The following is a 19336-nucleotide window of genomic DNA, read 5'->3' on the forward strand; positions in this document are numbered from 1 at the left end:
GTTGTTGGGGCCGCCCGCTTCTGTTTTTTACCCCCCCCCGCCCCCCGCCGGGGGCCGCCCCCGCCCCGGGCGGCGGGCCCCGCCCCCGGGGGCGGGGGGGGGGGCCGGCCCCCCACCGCCATGGAACCGAAGTGCCCGACGGAGCAGAGGACTCGAGACATGCCGATAGACAGGAAAGTCGCCCGCTTCAACCGGCGGTTCGCCAACCATCTCGTCGGGCCGCTGTTCAGCCGCCTGCCAGGGTTCGGGAAGGTCCACCACCGCGGCCGGAAGTCCGGCCGGGAGTTCGCCACCCCGGTGAAACTCTTCCGGCGCGGCGCGGACATCGTCATCACGCTGCCGTACGGACCCGGCTCCGACTGGGTCAAGAACGTGCTGGCGGCGGGCGGCTGCGAGATCACCACGCGGGGGCGCCGCATCCAGGTGGGCAACCCGGTGGTCTTCAGCGACGACGGTACGACGAAGATGCCCGCCCTGACCCGGCGGATCCTCTCCCGGGTCGAGGCCACCGAGTTCATCGCGCTGACCCCGGTCCCGGCACCCGCGCAGATGCCGGCGGGCCGGACATGACCGCCGTCGGCCGGGTCTCCCGCCCGCTGCGGGTGGCGCTGCTGGTCGGCTCGGCCCGTGACGGGCGGCTCGCGCCCGACGTCGCCGGCTGGTTCGCGCGGGTGACCGCGCGCCGGGACGACCTCGTCCTGGACGTCGTCGACGTCGCCGGCCACCTGCTGCCGGCGAGCCTCGACGCGGACGACCCCCGGGCGGCGGCGCTGCGGCCCCGGCTGGCCGGGGCGGAGGCGTACGTGGTCGTCGTACCGGAGTACAACCGCAGCATCCCCGGACCGCTGAAGACGCTCATCGACAGCTTCCAGACGGAGTGGGAGGCCAAGCCGGTCGGCTTCGTCGGCTACGGGCTCGGCATGGCCGGCGGGGTGCGGGCGATCGAGCATCTGCGGCAGATCTTCGCGGAGTTCCACTGCGTGGGGATGAAGGACGTGGTGACGTTCCCGCGGGTGCTGGAGCACTACGACGCGGACGGCAACTTCCCGGCGGAGCCGGAGGGGGCCGAGGCCGCGGCCAAGCTGATGCTCGACCAACTGCTGTGGTGGGCGACCGCGTTGCGCGAGGCCAAGTCGCTCCGTCCGTACAACGTCCCGTAAGGGGCGCGGGGAACTGCGCGACCAGCCACAGCCGGTCCGCGGACGGTCGGCCACAGGTCCCGGCACCTGCCGCGCCGCGCACGGTCCGCGGCCGTCCGAGGCGCCGCCGTGGCTTGTCGCGCAGTTCCCCGCGCCCCCGAAGGGGCCCTTCAGCCGACCCCCTTCTGACAGGAGAACGCGATGGCAGCCGCTGCCGCTCCCGATCCCCTCACCCCTCTACTCGTCGCCGTGCCCGTCGTGATCCTCGCCTGCCGGGCCGGGGCCCAGCTGCTCAAGCGGCTCGGTCAGCCGCCGGTCGTCGGCGAGATCCTCGTCGGCATCCTGCTCGGCCCCTCGCTGCTCGGCTGGCTCTGGCCCGACGCCCAGGGCTGGCTGTTCCCCGCGTCGGCGCTGCCCTACATCGGCGTGCTCGGGAACATCGGGCTGCTGGTGTTCATGTTCCTCGTCGGGCTGGAACTCGACCTCAAGTCCCTGCGCGGCAACAGCAGGACCGCCGTCGCCGTCTCGCAGGCCGGGATCGCGCTGCCCCTGGGGCTCGGCGTGCTGCTGGCACTCGGCATGTACGGCGGGTTCGCCCCCGACGGCGTCGGAAAGCTGCCCTTCGTGCTGTTCATCGCCGTGTCGATGAGCATCACCGCGTTCCCGGTGCTGGCGCGCATCCTGACCGACCGGGGCCTGTACCGGACCCGGGTCGGCGTGCTCGCGATGGCCAGCGCGGCGGTCGACGACGTCACCGCCTGGTGCCTGCTGGCCGCGGTCGTCGCCGTGACGAAGAGCGGCTCGTCCACCGACGCGCTGGTCACCGCGGGTTACGCGGTCGGCTTCGCCGCGGTGATGCTCGTGGTCGTACGGCCGCTGCTCGCCCGGTGGGCCGCACGGGCCGAGCGGCGCCACGCCGACGGGGTCGTGCTGGTCGTGCTGTTCGGCGGGCTGAGCCTGTCCGCGTACGCCACCGACCGGATCGGTGTGCACGCGCTGTTCGGCGCCTTCCTGTTCGGCGTGATCGCCCCGCGCGGCAGCCGGCGGATCGAGGTCGCCGCGGCCCGGATGCGGTCCTTCGCCGTACCGGTGCTGCTGCCGCTGTTCTTCGTCAGCACCGGGCTCAAGACCGATGTGGGGCTGCTCGGCGGCAGCGTCACCCAGTGGCTGTGGGCGGGCGCGGTGCTCGCCGTCGCCGTGGTCGGCAAGTGGGGCGGCGGCACGCTCGCGGCCCGGCTCTCCGGCCGGGACTGGCGGGACTCCATGTCGCTGGGCGCGCTGATGAACTGCCGCGGTCTGACCGAGCTGATCGTGCTCAACATCGGGCTGGGCCTCGGCGTCATCGGCCCCGAGCTGTTCACCGTCCTGGTGCTGATGGCCCTGGTCACCACCGCCATGACCACCCCGGCGCTGACCCGCATCCGCAAGGGGGCCGAGGAGGAGCTGGGCCAGGAACCGACCGGAATCGGCCAGGAAGAACCCGCCCTGCATCCCGCGAGCACCGGCTGACCTGCGCTTTCGGTCGGGGTCGCGGCGTCGGCCTCATTCCCTCGCATAGTTCAAGCCCTGATGGTTGGGACATTGCTAGTTGGAAGCTTGATAGATAAGTAGGTTGACGATACTCTCGCCGTACGACGCCACAGCAGTGAGGGAGTAAGTGATGGGCCAGGAATTCAAGAACCTCGACATGACGATGATGTTCGCGATCCACGACGCACTGCGACGCGAACTGGAGCGGATCGCCCGGATCACCGCGCGGGTCGACGAGGACCCCCGGCACGTGCTGAGCACCGCGGTCGGCTGGGAGCTGTTCAAGAAGTTCCTGACCGTCCACCACACCTCCGAGGACGACATGGTCTGGCCGGTCATGGAGGCGGTGCTGGCCGGCAAGGACGCCGAACTGGTCCTGCTCGCCGACATGGAGGCCGAGCACGGGGTCATCGACCCGCTGCTCGCCGACATCGACGCGGCCCTCGCCGACCGTGACTCGGGTCTGGAGCGCCTGACCGGCCTGACCGACGCCCTGTACACCAAGCTCGGCGGTCACCTCGACCACGAGGAGCGGGACGCCCTGGCGCTGATGGACATAACGCTCTCCCAGGAGCAGTGGCAGGCCTTCAGCGCCGAGCAGCGCACCCGGATCGGCGACGACTCCTCCCGTTACCTGCCCTGGCTGCTCGACGACATCGGTGCCGTCAAGGTCGCGAACATCATCGGCAAGATGCCCGAACCGCTCCGCAACGCCTACGAGAACGACTGGCGCAAGGCGTACGAGGACCTCGACATCTGGACCCCCAGGACCACCTCCGCCACCCGCTGACCGGATCCCGAGGGTTCCGCTCGACACCCCCCCAACCCTGAGACAGACACGGAGACATCCCATGTCGCTGCAAGACCGCACTCAGGCCGTCCCCAAGGCCGCGGCTCCGCCGCAGCAGGGCGGCAAACTCGGCCTCGCGTTACTCGTGATCGCCGCGGCCCAGCTCATGCTCGTCCTCGACAACACGATCGTCGCCGTCGCGCTGCCGAGCATGCAGGGCGCCCTGGGGCTGAGCGAGTCCAGCCTCGGCTGGATCGTCACCGCCTACGCGCTCGCCTTCGGCGGCCTGCTGCTGGCCGGCGGCCGCGCCGGCGACCTCTTCGGCCGGCGCCGGGTCTTCCGCACCGGCCTGATCCTGTTCACCGCCGCCTCGCTGCTCGGCGGCCTGGCCCAGAGCGGCGAGCTGCTGATCGCGGCCCGGGTGATCCAGGGCGCGGGCGCCGCGATCGCCGCCCCCACCGCCCTGTCCCTGCTGGCCACCACCTTCCCCGCGGGCCCCGCCCGCAACAAGGCGCTCGGCGTCTACGGCGCGATGGGCGGCCTCGGCTCGGTCGTGGGTCTGCTGCTCGGCGGCGCGCTCACCGAGTACCTCAGCTGGCGCTGGGTGATGTTCGTGAACATCCCGATCGCCCTGGCCGTCCTGCTCGGCACCGGCGTCCTCGTCGAGGGCGAGCGCGAGCGCGGCAAGGTCGACGTGCCCGGCGCGCTCACCGCGACCCTCGGCTTCGGCTCGCTCGTCTACGCCATCAACCGCGCCGGCGACAAGGGCTTCGGTGACGGCGTCACCCTGATCGGCCTCGGTGCCGCACTCGTCCTGATCGTCGCCTTCGTCGCCATCCAGCGCTCCAGCCGCGCGCCGATGATCCCGAGCGGCGTGCTGGCCGACAAGGGCCGGGTCGGCGCCAACCTGATCATGTTCCTGGTCGGCGCGGGCATGCTCGCCACCTTCTACTTCCTGACCCTCTACATGCAGATCGTCAAGGGCTACGCCCCGATGGTCACCGGCGTCGCCTACCTGCCCTTCGCCCTCGGCATGGGCATCGCGGCCGGCGGTCTCGGCCCGCAGCTCCTCGCCAAGATGCCCGAGCGCAGCGTCGTCGCCCTCGGTCTGCTGATCGGCGTCGCGGGCATGGTCTGGTTCAGCTTCATCGCGCCCGGCCAGAACCCGTGGGCGGCCCTGCTGCCGGCCCAGCTGGTCGCCGGTCTCGGCCTCGGCATGGTCTTCGTGGCCGTCACCATCGTCAGCGTCCGCGGGGTCGCCCCGCAGGCCACCGGCGCGGCCTCCGGCCTGGTCAACACCGCCCAGCAGATCGGCGGCGCCATCGGCCTGGCCGCGCTGGCGGCGGCGGCCACCGCCATCACCAACCACGAGCTGCCGGGCAGCGTCCCGCACGCCCTGACCACCGGCTACTCGTACGGGTTCCTGTTCGGCGGCGGCCTGTACCTGCTGGCCCTGATCGTGGCCCTGATCACGCTGCCGGCCACGGCCCCCCAGCACCACCAGGACGGCGAGCCCGCTCCCGCCGCCCCGTGACCCGCCCCGGCGGCCCCGCCCTGTCCACCCGGGCGGGGCCGCCGGCACCCCCGTGCGACTTCTCCCCCCGACGGCCACCAGGAGGCTGACATGACCGACCGGAGCGAAGTCCGGGGAGAGCCGCGTCCGCTCGCCCTGTGGGAGCTGGCCGACCTGGTCACCCCCATGGCCGTGCGGGTGGCCGCCACCTACCGCGTCGCCGACCACATCGCGGCCGGCACGGCCACCGCCGTCGGCATCGCCCAGGCCGAGCGGCTGCACGCCGAGTCCCTCGACCGGGTGCTGCGCCACCTCGTCACCGTCGGCGTCCTCACCCGCGCCCGGGACGGCGAGGCCTACGGACTGACCGGTCTGGGCGAGCAGTTGCGCTCCGGCCACCCCGGCGCCCAGGTCCGGCTGATCGACACCGAGGGGGCGATCGGCCGCGGTGACCTCAGCCTGGTGGACCTGCCGTACACCGTGCGCACGGGCGAGCCCGCCTACCCGGCCCGCTACCAGATCGCCTTCTGGGACGACCTGGACACCGACCACGCGCTCGCCGAGTCCTTCGACGCGGTGATGGCCGACAACCTGGCCCGTGACGTCCCCTCGATCGCCGCCGCCTACGACTGGTCCGCGCGCGGCCACGTCTACGACGTCGGCGGCGGCAGCGGAGTGCTGCTCGCCGGTCTGCTCGCCGCCCACCCGACGCTGCGCGGCACGGTCGTCGACCTGCCCGGCACGGCGGCCCGGGCCGCGGAGCGCTTCCGGGCCGCCGGTCTGGCCGGCCGCGCCGACGCCGTCCCCGGCAGTTTCTTCGAGGAGCTGCCCGCGGGCGGCGGCGCGTACGTGCTCTCCTCCGTCCTGCACGACTGGACCGACAAGGAGGCCCTGCAGATCCTGCGGCGCTGCGCCGACGCCGTCGCCGACGACGGGCGCGTGCTCGTCGTCGAGGAGACCGGCGACGGCACCGAGACTGGCATGGACCTGCGGATGATGGCCTACTTCGCCGGCGTCGAACGCTCCCTGGACGAACTGGAGCGGCTCGCCGCGCAGGCCGGTCTGGCGGTGGCCGGGGTGCACCGGGCGAGCGGCCAGGCCTCCGCCGTCCGCTCCTTGATCGAACTGGTGCGCGACGATCGAGCACTCTGACCCGTCCGTGGCCGGCCCGCCGCCCCGGGCCTCGCCGGGGCGGTGCAGCGGGCCGAACGGTGCGCGAGCCGGTGCATATACTCGGGAAGGAGGTGCTGTCTTGCGGAGTTCAGGCGATGCGGAGCGTGGTCCGGTGACCCGGACCGAGGAGACCGCGGAGGTTCCCGGAGTCCTCTCGGACGCGCTGACCGGCTTCATCGGCTATCTCCTGCGCCGGGTCTACGCGCAGTTCGCCGCCAGCGGCGACGGCGGTGACAGCGACTCCCGCGACTTCCTGGTCCTGGACGCGCTCACCGGCCACGACTGGGAGTCCCAGCTGGACCTCGCGGAGCGGCTCGGCATCAACCGCACCATCATGGTCGGCGTCATCGACCGCCTGGAGGAGCGCGACGAGGTGCGCCGCACCCGCAACCCCGACAACCGGCGCCAGTACGTGCTCTCCCTGACCGACCGGGGCCGGGAGGCCGTGGAGGCCAGGCGGCGGGCGGTCGCCGAGCGGGACGCCCGGCTCACCGCCGTACTGACGTCCGAGGAGACCGCACGGCTCGACGACCTGCTCGCCCGGCTGCTGCCGCAGTCCGCGCAGCCGCTCGTGCAGGGCACCGAATACCTGGTCGCGCAGGCTCATCACCGGCTGCGCAAGCACGGCGACGACAAACTGGCCGGCACCGGGCTCAGGGTGCGCCACTACGGGCCGCTGTCCGCCCTCGACGTCCTCGGGCCGATCTCCCAGCAGCGGCTCGCCGAGCTGCTCGCCATCACCGGGCCCGCCGCCTCCCAACTGGTCGACGAACTCGTCAAGCTGGGTCTGGTACGCCGTGGCCGCGACCCGCACGACCGCCGCCGCTACGCCCTCGAAGTGACCGGACTCGGCCGCGAGCAGCTCGCCGTGGTGACCGGCGCCGTCGCGGAACTCGCCGGGGACGTCTCCGCCATGCTAGGCCCCGGCGGCGAGGAGGAGCTGCGCGAGCTGCTGCTGAAACTCCTCGCCCCGACCCATTCCGGAGCCGCTTTCTCCGGGAATCCCAAGTCATCTGTTTCCGTCAGGGGTTGACCCTCTGGCCAAAGGCTGTCACGCTTTATCCAGCGGTTTCCCCGTGCCTTTTTACAGCCCTTTCAAAGGCCCTTTCCAGGCTCTTCTCTCCCGGCTCCTCGTAACGTTCCAGGCTCTTCGCGGCGCCCTTCCGAAGCTTTCCGGAAGGGCCTCGAGGGGCCTTTTTTCGTGCGGATCTACCGCCCTCGCGGATTTCCCGTTGCGCACCGCCCCTCGACGAAGGAGACAGTCATGGTCGCGCAGAAGACCGACGGCTCGCCCGAACCGGCGCGCATACCCGAGGACATGACCTACGACGTCATCATCCTCGGCTCGGGCCTCGCCGGCTCCGTCACCGGCACCATCCTGGCCAAGCACGGCGCCAAGGTGCTGCTGGTCGACGCGGCCGCCCACCCGCGCTTCGCCATCGGCGAGTCCATGACCCCGCAGCTCGTGGAGTGGATCCACATCCTCTCCGAGCGCCACGACATCCCCGAGCTGAAGAGCCTGTCCAGTGTCCAGGCCTCCACCCGTGACATCGGCCCGACCTTCGGCACCAAGGCGCACTTCGGATTCATGAAGCACGAGGTCGGAAAAGAACCCGACCCCCGTGAGGCCACCCAGCTCGCCCTGCCGAAGATATTCCACCAGAACAGCCACATGTTCCGGCAGGACAGCGACGCCTTCATGTTCCACGTGGCCATCAAATACGGCTGCACCCCGCGGCAGAACTGGCGCGCCAACGAAGTCGACTTCGACGACGACGGTGTCACCGTCACCGGAAAGAGCGCCGCCCCGGGCGCCGAGAGCGAGCGGTACCGGGCCAGGTACCTGGTGGACGCCTCCGGCTTCCGCTCGCCGCTCGCCGACAAGTTCGACCTGCGCGACAAGCCCACCGCCCGCTTCAAGCACCACTCCCGCTCGATGTTCACGCACTACGTCGGCATCAAGCGGTTCGACGACGTCAGCGGCCACCCGCAGGACCTGCGCCCGCCGGCCGACTGGCACACCGGCACCATGCACCACCTGATCGAGCGCGGCTGGTTCTGGATCATCCCGTTCGACAACCACCCCGACTCCCGCAACCCGCTGTGCAGCATCGGCCTGACCATGGACGAGCGCACCTACCCCAAGCCCAAGGACCTCACCCCGGAGCAGGAGTTCCAGCTCTTCCTCGACAAGTACCCCGCGGTCAAGCGCCAGTTCGACGGCGCCACCCGGGTCCGCGAGTGGATCTCCACCGACCGCCTCCAGTACTCCTCGAAGCAGACCATCGGCGACCGCTGGTGCCTGATGTCGCACGCGGCCGGCTTCCTGGACCCGCTGTTCTCCCGCGGCCTGTCCAACACCATGGAGGTCGTCGACGCCCTGACCTCCCGGCTGATCCCCGCCCTGAAGGACGGCGACTTCTCCGCCGAGCGCTTCGCCTACGTCGAGCAGGTCGAGCAGGGGCTGCTCCAGTACAACGACGACCTGGTCAACAGCTCCTTCATCGCCTTCTCCCACTTCCGGCTGTGGAACGCGGTCTTCCGGGTCTGGGGCTCCTTCATCACCCCCGGCACCATGCGGCTCACCCGGGCCCGCCTCAAGCACTTCAAGGACCGCGACGTCCGGCACTTCGACGAGCTGGAGCAGGTGCCGTACCCGGGCCTGTGGTGGCCGCAGAGCGACTCCTTCAAGAAGATCCTTGAGGCCACCGCCGAGACCTGCGAGAAGTACGAGGCGGGCGCGCTCAGCGGCGACGAGGCCGCCGACATCGTCTTCGGGCTGCTCAAGGAGTCCCCGATCGTCAACCCGGTCTTCGGCTGGAAGGACGAGGAGCGGCGCTTCATCTACCCGTCCGTGACGACGATGGCCCGCTTCCTGTACTGGGCCTCGGTCCAGGCCCCGCCCGAGATGAACAGCGTCGGCCGCGAGTTCCTGCTCGGCATCCTCAAGGCCGGGGCGAAGGTTCGCAAGCTTCTCTGACCCGCGCGGCACCCCCTCGACCCACACCCCAGAAAGGGATGCGCATGTCCGCAGCAGCGCGGTCGCTGACCCGCGCCCAGGAGACCCGGACCGCCGAGCAGACCCGGCTCGTCGAGCCGATGAGTCTGCGCCGCGTGTGCGGCCTGTTCACGACCGGCGTCACGGTCATCACCACCGGACCCGACGGCGACGCGGACGGCACCACCGTCAACTCGTTCACCTCGGTCTCGCTGGAGCCCCCGCTGGTGCTGTTCTGTCTGCACCAGCAGTCCCGGCTGCACACGCTCCTGGAGCAGAGCGGCGGGTTCACCGTCAACTTCCTCTCCGGGCGCCAGCAGCCGCTGGCCCGGCACTTCGCCGGCCGCCGGTCCACCGCCTTCGAGGGCGTCCCGCACCACTTCACCGAGGACGGACTGCCCGTGCTCAGCGAGGCCCTCGCCTACCTGACCTGCACCACGGTCGACATCCACACGGCCGGCGACCACGACATCGTCATCGGCGAGGTGGTGGACCTCGGCGTGCCCGAGCACGGCCAGGAACCGCTGGTCTTCTTCGACGGCTCGCTCGGCCCGCTGCAGTCCGGCACGGACCGCTTCCACCACACCGAACAGGCGTCCTGACATGCGCCGGGTGCTCATCGCCAACCGTGGCGAGATAGCCGTGCGTGTCGCCCGGGCCTGCCGGGACGCGGGGATCGCGAGCCTCGCCGTGTACGCGGACCCCGACCGGGACGCCCTGCACGTCCGGGTCGCCGACGCGGCCTACGCCCTGGGCGGTGACACCCCGGCCACCAGTTACCTGGACATCGGCAAGGTGCTGCGGGCGGCCCGGGAGACCGGCGCGGACGCCGTCCATCCGGGTTACGGGTTCCTCTCCGAGAACGCGGAGTTCGCCCAGGCGGTCCTGGACGCGGGTCTGACCTGGATCGGTCCGCCGCCGCAGGCCATCCGCGACCTCGGCGACAAGGTCGCCGCCCGGCACATCGCCCAGCGCGCCGGCGCCCCGCTGGTCGCCGGCACCCCGGACCCGGTCTCGGGTGCCGACGAGGTCGTCGCGTTCGCGGAGGAGCACGGCCTGCCGATCGCCATCAAGGCCGCGTTCGGCGGCGGCGGACGCGGCCTGAAGGTCGCCCGGACGCTGGAGGAGGTGCCGGAGCTCTATGAGTCGGCGGTGCGGGAGGCGGTGGCCGCCTTCGGGCGCGGAGAGTGCTTCGTGGAGCGCTACCTGGACCGGCCGCGGCATGTGGAGACGCAGTGCCTGGCCGACAAGCACGGCAACGTGGTCGTCGTGTCCACGCGTGACTGCTCGCTCCAGCGCCGCCACCAGAAGCTGGTGGAGGAGGCGCCGGCGCCGTTCCTGACGGCGGAACAGACAGCCGAGCTGTACCGCGCCTCGAAGGCGATCCTGCGGGAGGCCGGTTACGTCGGTGCGGGGACCTGCGAGTTCCTGGTCGGCCAGGACGGCACGGTCTCCTTCCTGGAGGTCAACACCCGCCTCCAGGTCGAGCACCCGGTGACCGAGGAGGTCGCCGGCATCGACCTGGTGCGCGAGATGTTCCGGATCGCCGACGGCGCGGAACTCGGCTACGGCGACCCGGAGCTGCGGGGTCACTCCTTCGAGTTCCGGATCAACGGCGAGGACCCCGGCCGCGGGTTCCTGCCCGCCCCGGGCACGGTCACCCGCTTCGACCCGCCGACGGGCCCGGGCGTACGGCTGGACGCGGGCGTGGAGTCGGGCAGCGTGATCGGCCCGGCCTGGGACTCCCTGCTGGCCAAGCTGATCGTCACCGGCCGCACCCGCGCGGAGGCCCTGCAGCGGGCCGCCCGCGCCCTGGACGAGTTCCAGGTCGAGGGCATGGCCACAGCCATCCCCTTCCACCGCGTCGTGGTCCGGGACCCGGCGTTCGCCCCGGAGCTCACCGGCTCCACGGACCCGTTCACCGTCCACACCCGCTGGATCGAGACCGAGTTCGTCAACGAGATCAAGCCCTTCGCCGCGCCCGCCCCCGACACCGGAACGGCCGGGGACGTCCGCGAGACCGTGGTCGTCGAGGTCGGCGGACACCGCCTGGAGGTCTCGCTGCCGGCGGTGCTCGGCCGGGTCCCGGACCGGATGCCGAGCCTGGTCGGGGCGGCCGCGCCGCGGGCCCGCCGCCGTACCGCGGGCGGCTCCGCGCCGGCCGCGTCCGGGGACACGCTCACCTCGCCGATGCAGGGCACCGTCGTCAAGGTCGCCGTCGCCGACGGGCAGAGCGTCGAGAAGGGCGACCTGATCGTCGTCGTCGAGGCCATGAAGATGGAGCAGCCGCTCACCGCGCACCGCTCCGGCACGGTGACCGGGATCGCCGCCGAGGTGGGACAGGCCCTTACCGCCGGCGCGGCCGTGTGCGACATCAAGGACTGAGACCCGGACCGCACACCGACTTGACCGAGGACTGGTCGACTTGGCACACCTCACCTACACCGACGCCATGAACGGAGCGCTGGAGCGGCTGGGTTCCGTGGGCTACGAGCACGGGCGCAGCTTCGTCAACCACGCCCCGATGGCCGCCGAGGCCCTGGCCCACATGGGATACGCCGACGAGGTGCCCGCCTGGGTGGAGGGGCATCTGCGCAGCCACACCTTCCACGACGTCCCCGAGCGGCGGTTCACCATCGACCCGGCGGACGAGACCGACTGGCGGCAGGCGCTCGGCGAGTTCGGCCGGGTCGCCGACTGGACGGCTCTGTTCGAACGGGAGCTGGCCGAGGGACGGTGGACCGACGTCCTGGCCCGCTGGTGGCCCCGGCTGCTGCCCGGCATGTCCGGGGTGCTCACGCACGGGGTGATCCGCACCGCGCACGCGGTCCGTGCGGTGGTGACCGCCGGCCCCGACCACCGGATGCAACTGGCCGAACTCGCCCAGGGGCTGGGCTACTGGGCGGCCCGCTACTCGGAGGGCGGGGTCGTCGTCGAGGAGCACTCCGGCGAGGACGCCGGCGGTGACGCCGCGACGGCCCTGGACGGCCTCGTCGCCGAGTTCTCCGGGATCTACGCCACGCTCTCCCTGAACCACCCCGTCCCGCTGATCCACTCGGTCACCGGGCCCGCCGCCGTACGACTGGTGGTGGAACACCTGCCGCAGGACCAGCGGTGGCCTTCGTACCGGGTGGCGCGGGCCGTCAGCCGCACGATGCTCGACTGGTTCCACGCCGTGCCCCGGCCCTCGGCCCCGCTGCCGGACGCCCCCGACGTGGCCGGTCTCTTCGCCGAGGCCGTGCAGATCGGCGACGAGCACGCCATCAAGCTCGCCGAAGTGGCCGTACGGCACGAGGCGTGGGCGCCCGATCCGCGGCACGCGGCGGCCGCACAGGTGGCGAACCGGGCCATCGGGCGCCTGTACCGCTGACAGTTCGCCACCGTCGACGGTCCCGCAGACCGGACCGTACGGAACCGTTCCCGAGGAGTGTCATGGACGCACAAGTCATCGTCGTGGGCGCCGGTCCGGCCGGCATGATGCTCGCGGGCGAGCTACGGCTCGCGGGCGCCGACGTCATCGTTCTGGAGAAGCTGCCCGCGCGCACCGGAGAATCGCGCGGCCTCGGCTTCACCGCCCGCACCATGGAGGTGTTCGACCAGCGCGGACTGCTGCCCCGCTTCGGGGACATCGAGGTCAGCAACGTGGGCCACTTCGGCGGCCTGCCCGTCGACTTCGGCGTGCTCGACGGCGCCCACCAGGCCGCCAAAACGATCCCTCAGTCGGTCACCGAGACCGTTCTGGAGGAGTGGGCCGGGCGCCTCGGCGCGGACATCCGGCGGCGGCACGAGGTGCTGTCCGTCAAGGAGAAGGAGGACAGCGTCGAGGTCGAGGTGCGCGGCCCCGAGGGCGTGCACCGGCTGCGCGCCGAGTACCTGGTGGGCTGCGACGGCGGCCGCTCGACCATCCGCAAGGCCGCCGGCTTCGACTTCCCCGGCACCCCCTCGACGCTGGAGATGTACCTCGCCGACGTCAAGGGGATCGAGCTGGAACCCCGGATGATCGGCGAGACCCTGCCCGGCGGCATGGTCATGGTCGGACCGCTGCCCGGCGGCGTCACCCGCCTGATCATCTGCGAGCGCGGCACCCCGCCGCAGCGCCGGGACAAGCCGCCCACCTGGGCGGAGGCCGCGGCGGCCTGGCAGCGGCTGACCGGCGACGACATCTCGCACGCCGAAGCGGTGTGGATCTCGTCCTTCGGCGACGGCACACGCCTGGTCACCGAGTACCGGCGCGGCCGGATCCTGCTCGCCGGAGACTCCGCGCACATCCACCTGCCGGCCGGCGGCCAGGGCATGAACACGAGCATCCAGGACGCCGTGAACCTGGGCTGGAAGCTCGGCGCGGTGGTGAGCGGCCGGGCGCCCGAGGCGCTGCTCGACACCTACCACGACGAGCGGCACCCGGTCGGGCAGCGGCTGATGATGAACACCCGGGCGCAGGGCCTGCTGTTCCTGTCCGGACCCGAGGTACAGCCGCTGCGCGACGTGCTGAACGAGCTGATCCGCTACCCCGAGGTCAGCAAGCACCTGGCGGCGATGGTCTCCGGCCTCGAGATCCACTACGACCTCGACGGGGGCGGCCACGCGCTGCTCGGCCGACGGCTGCCGAACGTGCCGCTCACCGGGCACAACAGGGTGGCCTCCAGCACGGAGGCGCTGCGCGCCGGGCGGGGTGTGCTGCTCGACCTCGCCGACAACGCGCGGCTGCGGGAGCGGGCCTGGGCGTGGCGGGACCGGGTGGACGTGGTGACGGCGACGGCGGCGGACCTGCCGGCCGGCAGCCCGCTCACGGAGACCACGGCCGTGCTGGTCCGGCCCGACGGATACGTGGCCTGGGCGGCGCCGGGCAGCCACGCGGATCTGCCGATGGCGCTGGAGCGGTGGTTCGGGCCGGCGCGGTAGGGCCGTGCCGCGGTTTGTCGTCCTGTGGCTGTCCCGCCGTCGTGGCTGGTCGCGCCCACGCGGCGGAAGCCGCACACCATGCAGCCCCGCGCCCCTGCCGGGGCGCTTTCCTTTGGCCTCTTTGAGGAGTGAACCATGCACAGCACCCTGATCGTCGCCCGGATGGAGCCGGCTCACAGCCAGGACGTCGCCCGGTTGTTCAAGGAGTTCGACGAGACCGAGATGCCGCATCTCATGGGCACCCGGCGCCGTGAACTGTTCGCCTACCGCGGGCTGTACTTCCACCTCCAGCACTTCGACACCGACAACGGCGGTGAGCTGATCGAGTCGGCCAAGTCCGACCCGCGGTTCGTGCGGATCAGCGAGGACCTCAAGCCGTTCATCCAGGCGTACGACCCCGCCACCTGGCGGTCTCCCGCCGACGCGGTCGCCACGCGCTTCTACGACTGGGAGGGCCGGGCGTGAACGCCAGGCGAGTGGTCATCACCGGGGTCGGGGTCATCGCCCCCGGCGGTGTCGGCACCAAGAACTTCTGGAACCTGCTCAGCGAGGGCCGCACCGCGACCCGCGGCATCACCTTCTTCGACCCCTCCTCCTTCCGGTCCCGGGTCGCCGCCGAGGTCGACTTCGACCCGGAGGAGCACGGGCTCTCCCCGCAGGAGATCCGCCGGATGGACCGCGCGGCCCAGCTGGCCGTCGTCAGCGCCCGCGAGGCGCTCGCCGACAGCGGGCTCGACCTGTCCGGCGCCGACCCGCACCGGGTCGGGGTCACCATCGGCAGCGCGGTCGGCGCGACCATGGGCCTCGACGAGGAGTACCGGGTGGTCAGCGACGGCGGCCGGCTCGAACTGGTCGACCACACCTACGCCGTCCCGCACCTGTACAACTACCTGGTGCCCAGCTCCTTCGCCGCCGAGGTGGCCTGGTCGGTGGGTGCCGAGGGCGCGGCCACCGTCGTCTCCACCGGCTGCACCTCGGGTCTCGACTCCGTCGGGCACGCCGTCGAGCTGATCCGGGAGGGCTCCGCCTGCGCGATGATCGCCGGCGCCACCGACGCCCCGATCTCCCCGATCACCCTGGCCTGCTTCGACGCCATCAAGGCCACCACTCCGCGCAACGACGACCCCGAGCACGCCTCCCGCCCCTTCGACGGCACCCGCAACGGGTTCGTGCTGGGCGAGGGATCGGCGGTCTTCGTCCTGGAGGAACTGGAGGCGGCGCGGAGCCGGGGCGCGCACATCTACGCCGAGATCGCCGGGTACGCCTCGCGCTGCAACGCCTTCCACATGACCGGACTGCGCCCGGACGGCGCCGAGATGGCCGAGGCGATCACGGTCGCGCTGGGCGAGGCCCGGCTCAACCCGGAGGCCATCGACTACATCAACGCGCACGGCTCCGGAACCAAGCAGAACGACCGGCACGAGACCGCCGCGTTCAAGAAGAGCCTCGGCGACCACGCGTACCGGACGCCGGTGTCCTCGATCAAGTCGATGGTCGGGCACTCGCTCGGCGCGATCGGCTCCATCGAGATCGCCGCGTCCGTCCTCGCCATGGAGCACAACGTCGTGCCCCCGACGGCGAACCTGCACACCCCCGACCCCGAGTGCGACCTGGACTACGTGCCGCTCACCGCCCGCGAGCACCGCACCGACGCGGTGCTCACCGTGGGCAGCGGGTTCGGCGGCTTCCAGAGCGCGATGGTGCTCGCCCGACCGGAGAGGAACACGGCAGCATGAGCACGCGCACGGTTGTCACCGGGCTCGGCATCGCCGCGCCCAACGGCCTAGGTACCGCCGACTACTGGGCGGCGGCCCGCGCCGGCAAGAGCGGCATCGCCCGGATCACCCGGTTCGACCCCTCCGGATACCCGGCGAAACTGGCCGGGGAGGTCCCCGGGTTCAGCGCCGGGGAGCACCTGCCGAGCCGGCTGCTCGCTCAGACCGACCACATGACCCGCCTCGCGCTCGTCGCGACGGACTGGGCGCTGGCCGACGCGGACGTCACCCCGGCCGACCTGCCCGCGTACGACATGGGCGTGGTCACCGCCAGCTCCTCCGGCGGCTTCGAGTTCGGCCAGGGCGAGCTGCAGAAACTGTGGAGCCAGGGCAGCCAGTTCGTCTCGGCATACCAGTCGTTCGCCTGGTTCTACGCCGTCAACAGCGGCCAGATCTCCATCCGCAACGGGATGAAGGGGCCGAGCGGCGTCGTCGTGTCCGACCAGGCGGGCGGCCTGGAGGCACTGGCCCACGCACGCCGGCAGATCCGCAAGGGCACGCAGCTCATCGTCTCCGGGGCGATCGACGCGTCCATCTGCCCGTGGGGGTGGGTGGCGCAGCTGGCCAGCGACCGGCTGTCCACGTCGGAGGAGCCCGAACGGTCGTACCTGCCGTTCGACCAGGCGGCCGCCGGGCACGTGGCCGGCGAGGGCGGGGCGATCCTGATCCTGGAGGCCGAGGAGACGGCCGCGCGGCGCGGTGCCCGGGTGTACGGGGAGATCGCCGGGTACGGCACGACCTTCGATCCGGCGCCGGGGAGCGAACGGCCGCCGGGGCTGCGCAAGGCCATCGAACTGGCCCTCGCCGACGCGGGCGTGGACGCGGCCGACGTGGACGTCGTCTTCGCCGACGCGGCGGCCGTGCCGGAGCTGGACCGGGTGGAGGCGGACGCGATCGGCGACGTGTTCGGTCCGCACGGGGTGCCGGTGACCGCGCCGAAGACGATGACCGGGCGGCTGTACTCGGGGGCGGCGCCGCTGGACGTGGCGACGGCGCTGCTCGCCGTCAGGGACGGGATCGTGCCGGCGACGGTGAATGTCTCGCCGGAGGCGGGCTACGACCTCGACCTGGTGGTGGGGGAGCCGCGGCTGACCGAGGTACGGACGGCGCTGGTGCTGGCGCGCGGCTACGGCGGGTTCAACTCGGCGATGGTCGTGCGGGCGTAGGCCGCCCACGGCCGTAGGGGTGCGCGCCGCAGGACGGCCGCGGTCCCGCCGTGGCCGCTCGCGCGGTTCCTACCCCCAGCGTCCCTTACGGGGCGCTGCCCCAAGACACACCCGCCCTTCCGGTCCACCACTCTCTCCCACGCCGGGCCGGAAGGGCGGGTGTTCCCGTTCGCAGGAATGTTTCGCAGAACCGAAAGGAAGATCACCGTGGCCACCCAGTCCTTCACCCTCGACGACCTCAAGCGGATCCTGCTGGAGGCCGCCGGTGCCGACGAGAGCGTCGACCTCGACGGGGACATCCTCGACACCGACTTCGAGGAGCTCAGCTACGAATCGCTCGCCATCCTGGAGACCTGCGGGCGCATCGAGCGGGAGTACGACATCACGCTCGACGACACCGTGGTGACCGAGGCGAAGACCCCCCGCGAGCTGCTCGTCCTCGTCAACACGCAGCTCGGTGACGTCACGGCCACCGCGGCCTGACCGACCACTCTCCATCCCCTCCGGCCGCCGGCGCCCGCCCCCGTTCGTTCCGGGCGCCGGCGGCACCCCCATGCCCTGAAACGACCTGAACGCCCTGAAAGGGAGCGGCAGACATGTCCGAACAGCAGCAGAAGGTCGCCCTGGTCTCCGGGGCCACCAGCGGGATCGGCCTCGCCTCGGCGCGGCTGCTGGCCCAGCAGGGCCACCGCGTCTTCATCGGCTCCCGGGACGCCGCGAACGTGGAGCGGACCGTCAAGGAACTGCGCGCCGAGGGGCTGGAAGTCGACGGGACCACCCTCGACGTCCGGTCCGCGCTGTCCATCGCGAACTTCGTCCAGGCGGCCGTCGAGCGCTACGGCACCGTCGACGTCCTGGTCAACAACGCCGGCCGGTCCGGCGGCGGAGTGACCGCCGACATCGACGACGAGCTCTGGTACGACGTCGTCGAGACCAACCTCAACAGCGTCTTCCGCCTCACCCGTGCCGCCCTCACCACCGGCGGCATGCGGGACAAGAGCCGCGGCCGGATCATCAACATCGCCTCGACGGCCGGCAAGCAGGGCGTGGTGCTGGGTGCGCCGTACTCCGCCTCCAAGCACGGCGTGGTGGGCTTCACCAAGGCCCTCGGCAACGAGCTGGCCCCCACCGGCATCACCGTCAACGCGGTCTGCCCGGGATACGTCGAGACCCCGATGGCGCAGCGCGTCCGGGCCGGCTACGCGGCCGCCTACGCCACCTCCGAGGACGCCATCCTCGACAAGTTCCAGGCGAAGATCCCGCTCGGCCGCTACTCCACCCCCGAAGAGGTCGCCGGACTCGTCGGCTACCTCGCCTCCGACACCGCCGCCTCCATCACCGCCCAGGCCCTCAACGTCTGCGGCGGCCTCGGCAACTTCTGAAACCCCCGGCACCCTCTAGGAGTTCACGCATGTCCGAGCCGAAGGAAGTCGAGCACGAGGTCACGATCTCGGCGCCGGCCGCCGAGGTCTACCGGCTGATCGCCGACGTGGCCAACTGGCCGCGGATCTTCCCGCCGACCATCTACGTCGACCACCTGGAGCGCTCCGCCGACCAGGAGCTGATCGGGATCTGGGCCACCGCCAACGGCGAGGCCAAGAACTGGACTTCGCGCCGGGTGCTGGACCCCGCCGGTCTGCGGATCACCTTCCGGCAGACGGTCTCCACCCCGCCCGTCGCGAGCATGGGCGGCACCTGGATCATCGAGCCGCTCGACGAGGCCACCGCCCGGGTCCGGCTGCTGCACGACTACACCGCCGTCGACGACGACCCGGCCGGGCTCGCCTGGATCGACGAGGCCGTCGACCGCAACTCCCGTTCCGAACTGGCCGCGCTGAAGACCAACGTCGAACTCGCCACCGCCTCGCAGGAGCTGACCTTCTCCTTCGAGGACACCGTCCAGGTCGACGGCGCCGCCAAGGACCTCTACGACTTCGTCAACGAGGCCGACCGCTGGTCCGAGCGGCTGCCGCACGTGGCGACCGTCCGCCTCACCGAGGACACCCCGGGTCTGCAGACCCTGGAGATGGACACCCGCGCCAAGGACGGCTCGACGCACACCACCAGGTCCTACCGGGTCTGCCTGGACGGCCGGAAGATCGCCTACAAGCAGACCACCCTGCCGGCCCTGATGAACCTGCACACCGGCTACTGGACGTTCCGCGAGACCGACGAGGGCACCTTCGCCTCCTCGCAGCACACCGTCGTGCTGCGCCCGGAGAACATCGAGAAGATCCTCGGTCCGGACGCGGGGGTCGCCGAGGCCCGCGAGTACGTCCAGGGCGCGCTGAGCACCAACAGCCGCGCCACCCTGAACCACGCCAAGGCGTACGCCGAAGCGAGGCGCTGA

18 protein-coding genes are annotated in these 19336 nt (G+C 71.8%); all 18 read left to right on the top strand.

Translation table 11 applies throughout. The features are described 5' to 3' along the window. The first annotated feature begins 159 nt into the window (after window positions 1-159). The 18 genes from ACFXI4_RS41485 to ACFXI4_RS41570 all read left to right on the top strand — a co-directional run bounded on the left by ACFXI4_RS41485 (window position 160) and on the right by ACFXI4_RS41570 (window position 19336). Window positions 160-570: a nitroreductase family deazaflavin-dependent oxidoreductase gene (locus ACFXI4_RS41485; protein ID WP_385001981.1), complete on the top strand. Its 411-nt coding sequence runs from the start codon at window positions 160-162 to the stop codon at window positions 568-570. Then, window positions 567-1160 carry an NADPH-dependent FMN reductase gene (locus tag ACFXI4_RS41490; protein ID WP_385001984.1) on the top strand — a complete coding sequence of 198 codons (594 nt, stop codon included), beginning with the start codon at window positions 567-569 and terminating at the stop codon, window positions 1158-1160. Before ACFXI4_RS41485 ends, ACFXI4_RS41490 begins: the two co-directional genes overlap by 4 nt. Before the next feature lie 180 nt (window positions 1161-1340). Continuing rightward, a complete protein-coding gene (locus ACFXI4_RS41495) occupies window positions 1341-2648 on the top strand; it encodes a cation:proton antiporter (protein WP_385001987.1) in 1308 nt (435 codons plus the stop codon). 151 nt (window positions 2649-2799) lie between these two features. Further along, window positions 2800-3459: a hemerythrin domain-containing protein gene (locus tag ACFXI4_RS41500; RefSeq protein WP_385001990.1), complete on the top strand. Its 660-nt coding sequence runs from the start codon at window positions 2800-2802 to the stop codon at window positions 3457-3459. 61 nt (window positions 3460-3520) lie between these two features. Further along, window positions 3521-4993 (top strand): MFS transporter, encoded by a 1473-nt coding sequence (locus ACFXI4_RS41505; RefSeq protein WP_385001993.1) that lies wholly within the window; start codon window positions 3521-3523, stop codon window positions 4991-4993. Window positions 4994-5083: 90 nt separating this feature from the next. Then, the gene (locus ACFXI4_RS41510) at window positions 5084-6124 is read left to right on the top strand and encodes a methyltransferase (protein ID WP_385001996.1); all 1041 of its coding nucleotides are present in this window, start codon (window positions 5084-5086) and stop codon (window positions 6122-6124) included. A 133-nt stretch (window positions 6125-6257) separates the two neighbouring features. Continuing rightward, entirely contained in the window at window positions 6258-7178 is a 921-nt protein-coding gene (locus tag ACFXI4_RS41515) for a MarR family transcriptional regulator (RefSeq protein WP_385001999.1), read from the top strand. 231 nt (window positions 7179-7409) lie between these two features. Then, complete coding sequence (locus ACFXI4_RS41520) at window positions 7410-9125, top strand: NAD(P)/FAD-dependent oxidoreductase (protein ID WP_385002002.1); 1716 nt, start codon at window positions 7410-7412, stop codon at window positions 9123-9125. 44 nt (window positions 9126-9169) lie between these two features. Next, complete coding sequence (locus tag ACFXI4_RS41525; RefSeq protein ID WP_362728133.1) at window positions 9170-9745, top strand: flavin reductase family protein; 576 nt, start codon at window positions 9170-9172, stop codon at window positions 9743-9745. Between the two features lies 1 nt (window position 9746). Beyond that, complete coding sequence (locus ACFXI4_RS41530; protein ID WP_385002006.1) at window positions 9747-11528, top strand: acetyl/propionyl/methylcrotonyl-CoA carboxylase subunit alpha; 1782 nt, start codon at window positions 9747-9749, stop codon at window positions 11526-11528. Window positions 11529-11568: 40 nt separating this feature from the next. After that, window positions 11569-12513: a hypothetical protein gene (locus ACFXI4_RS41535; RefSeq protein ID WP_385002009.1), complete on the top strand. Its 945-nt coding sequence runs from the start codon at window positions 11569-11571 to the stop codon at window positions 12511-12513. Between the two features lie 62 nt (window positions 12514-12575). After that, on the top strand, window positions 12576-14045 hold the full coding sequence (locus ACFXI4_RS41540) for an FAD-dependent monooxygenase (protein WP_385002012.1): 1470 nt from the start codon (window positions 12576-12578) through the stop codon (window positions 14043-14045). 135 nt (window positions 14046-14180) lie between these two features. Further along, entirely contained in the window at window positions 14181-14510 is a 330-nt protein-coding gene (locus ACFXI4_RS41545) for a TcmI family type II polyketide cyclase (protein WP_362722216.1), read from the top strand. Then, window positions 14507-15781 carry a beta-ketoacyl-[acyl-carrier-protein] synthase family protein gene (locus ACFXI4_RS41550; protein WP_362722219.1) on the top strand — a complete coding sequence of 425 codons (1275 nt, stop codon included), beginning with the start codon at window positions 14507-14509 and terminating at the stop codon, window positions 15779-15781. Before ACFXI4_RS41545 ends, ACFXI4_RS41550 begins: the two co-directional genes overlap by 4 nt. Then, entirely contained in the window at window positions 15778-16986 is a 1209-nt protein-coding gene (locus ACFXI4_RS41555; protein WP_362722222.1) for a ketosynthase chain-length factor, read from the top strand. Before ACFXI4_RS41550 ends, ACFXI4_RS41555 begins: the two co-directional genes overlap by 4 nt. Window positions 16987-17193: 207 nt before the next feature. After that, window positions 17194-17469 carry an acyl carrier protein gene (locus ACFXI4_RS41560; protein WP_362722224.1) on the top strand — a complete coding sequence of 92 codons (276 nt, stop codon included), beginning with the start codon at window positions 17194-17196 and terminating at the stop codon, window positions 17467-17469. A gap of 113 nt (window positions 17470-17582) precedes the next feature. Continuing rightward, window positions 17583-18368: a 3-oxoacyl-ACP reductase FabG gene (fabG, locus tag ACFXI4_RS41565; protein ID WP_362722227.1), complete on the top strand. Its 786-nt coding sequence runs from the start codon at window positions 17583-17585 to the stop codon at window positions 18366-18368. A gap of 29 nt (window positions 18369-18397) precedes the next feature. Further along, complete coding sequence (locus tag ACFXI4_RS41570) at window positions 18398-19336, top strand: aromatase/cyclase (RefSeq protein WP_385002018.1); 939 nt, start codon at window positions 18398-18400, stop codon at window positions 19334-19336.

The sequence above is a fragment of the Streptomyces sp. NPDC059224 genome, from assembly GCF_042754285.1.
Lineage (GTDB): Bacteria > Actinomycetota > Actinomycetes > Streptomycetales > Streptomycetaceae > Streptomyces.

Coding starts and splice junctions, on each gene's coding strand:
- ACFXI4_RS41485 (WP_385001981.1), top strand. CDS start 160: ATGCCGATAGACAGGAAAGTCGCCCGCTTCAACCGGCGGTTCGCCAAC.
- ACFXI4_RS41490 (WP_385001984.1), top strand. CDS start 567: ATGACCGCCGTCGGCCGGGTCTCCCGCCCGCTGCGGGTGGCGCTGCTG.
- ACFXI4_RS41495 (WP_385001987.1), top strand. CDS start 1,341: ATGGCAGCCGCTGCCGCTCCCGATCCCCTCACCCCTCTACTCGTCGCC.
- ACFXI4_RS41500 (WP_385001990.1), top strand. CDS start 2,800: ATGGGCCAGGAATTCAAGAACCTCGACATGACGATGATGTTCGCGATC.
- ACFXI4_RS41505 (WP_385001993.1), top strand. CDS start 3,521: ATGTCGCTGCAAGACCGCACTCAGGCCGTCCCCAAGGCCGCGGCTCCG.
- ACFXI4_RS41510 (WP_385001996.1), top strand. CDS start 5,084: ATGACCGACCGGAGCGAAGTCCGGGGAGAGCCGCGTCCGCTCGCCCTG.
- ACFXI4_RS41520 (WP_385002002.1), top strand. CDS start 7,410: ATGGTCGCGCAGAAGACCGACGGCTCGCCCGAACCGGCGCGCATACCC.
- ACFXI4_RS41525 (WP_362728133.1), top strand. CDS start 9,170: ATGTCCGCAGCAGCGCGGTCGCTGACCCGCGCCCAGGAGACCCGGACC.
- ACFXI4_RS41530 (WP_385002006.1), top strand. CDS start 9,747: ATGCGCCGGGTGCTCATCGCCAACCGTGGCGAGATAGCCGTGCGTGTC.
- ACFXI4_RS41540 (WP_385002012.1), top strand. CDS start 12,576: ATGGACGCACAAGTCATCGTCGTGGGCGCCGGTCCGGCCGGCATGATG.
- ACFXI4_RS41545 (WP_362722216.1), top strand. CDS start 14,181: ATGCACAGCACCCTGATCGTCGCCCGGATGGAGCCGGCTCACAGCCAG.
- ACFXI4_RS41555 (WP_362722222.1), top strand. CDS start 15,778: ATGAGCACGCGCACGGTTGTCACCGGGCTCGGCATCGCCGCGCCCAAC.
- fabG (WP_362722227.1), top strand. CDS start 17,583: ATGTCCGAACAGCAGCAGAAGGTCGCCCTGGTCTCCGGGGCCACCAGC.
- ACFXI4_RS41570 (WP_385002018.1), top strand. CDS start 18,398: ATGTCCGAGCCGAAGGAAGTCGAGCACGAGGTCACGATCTCGGCGCCG.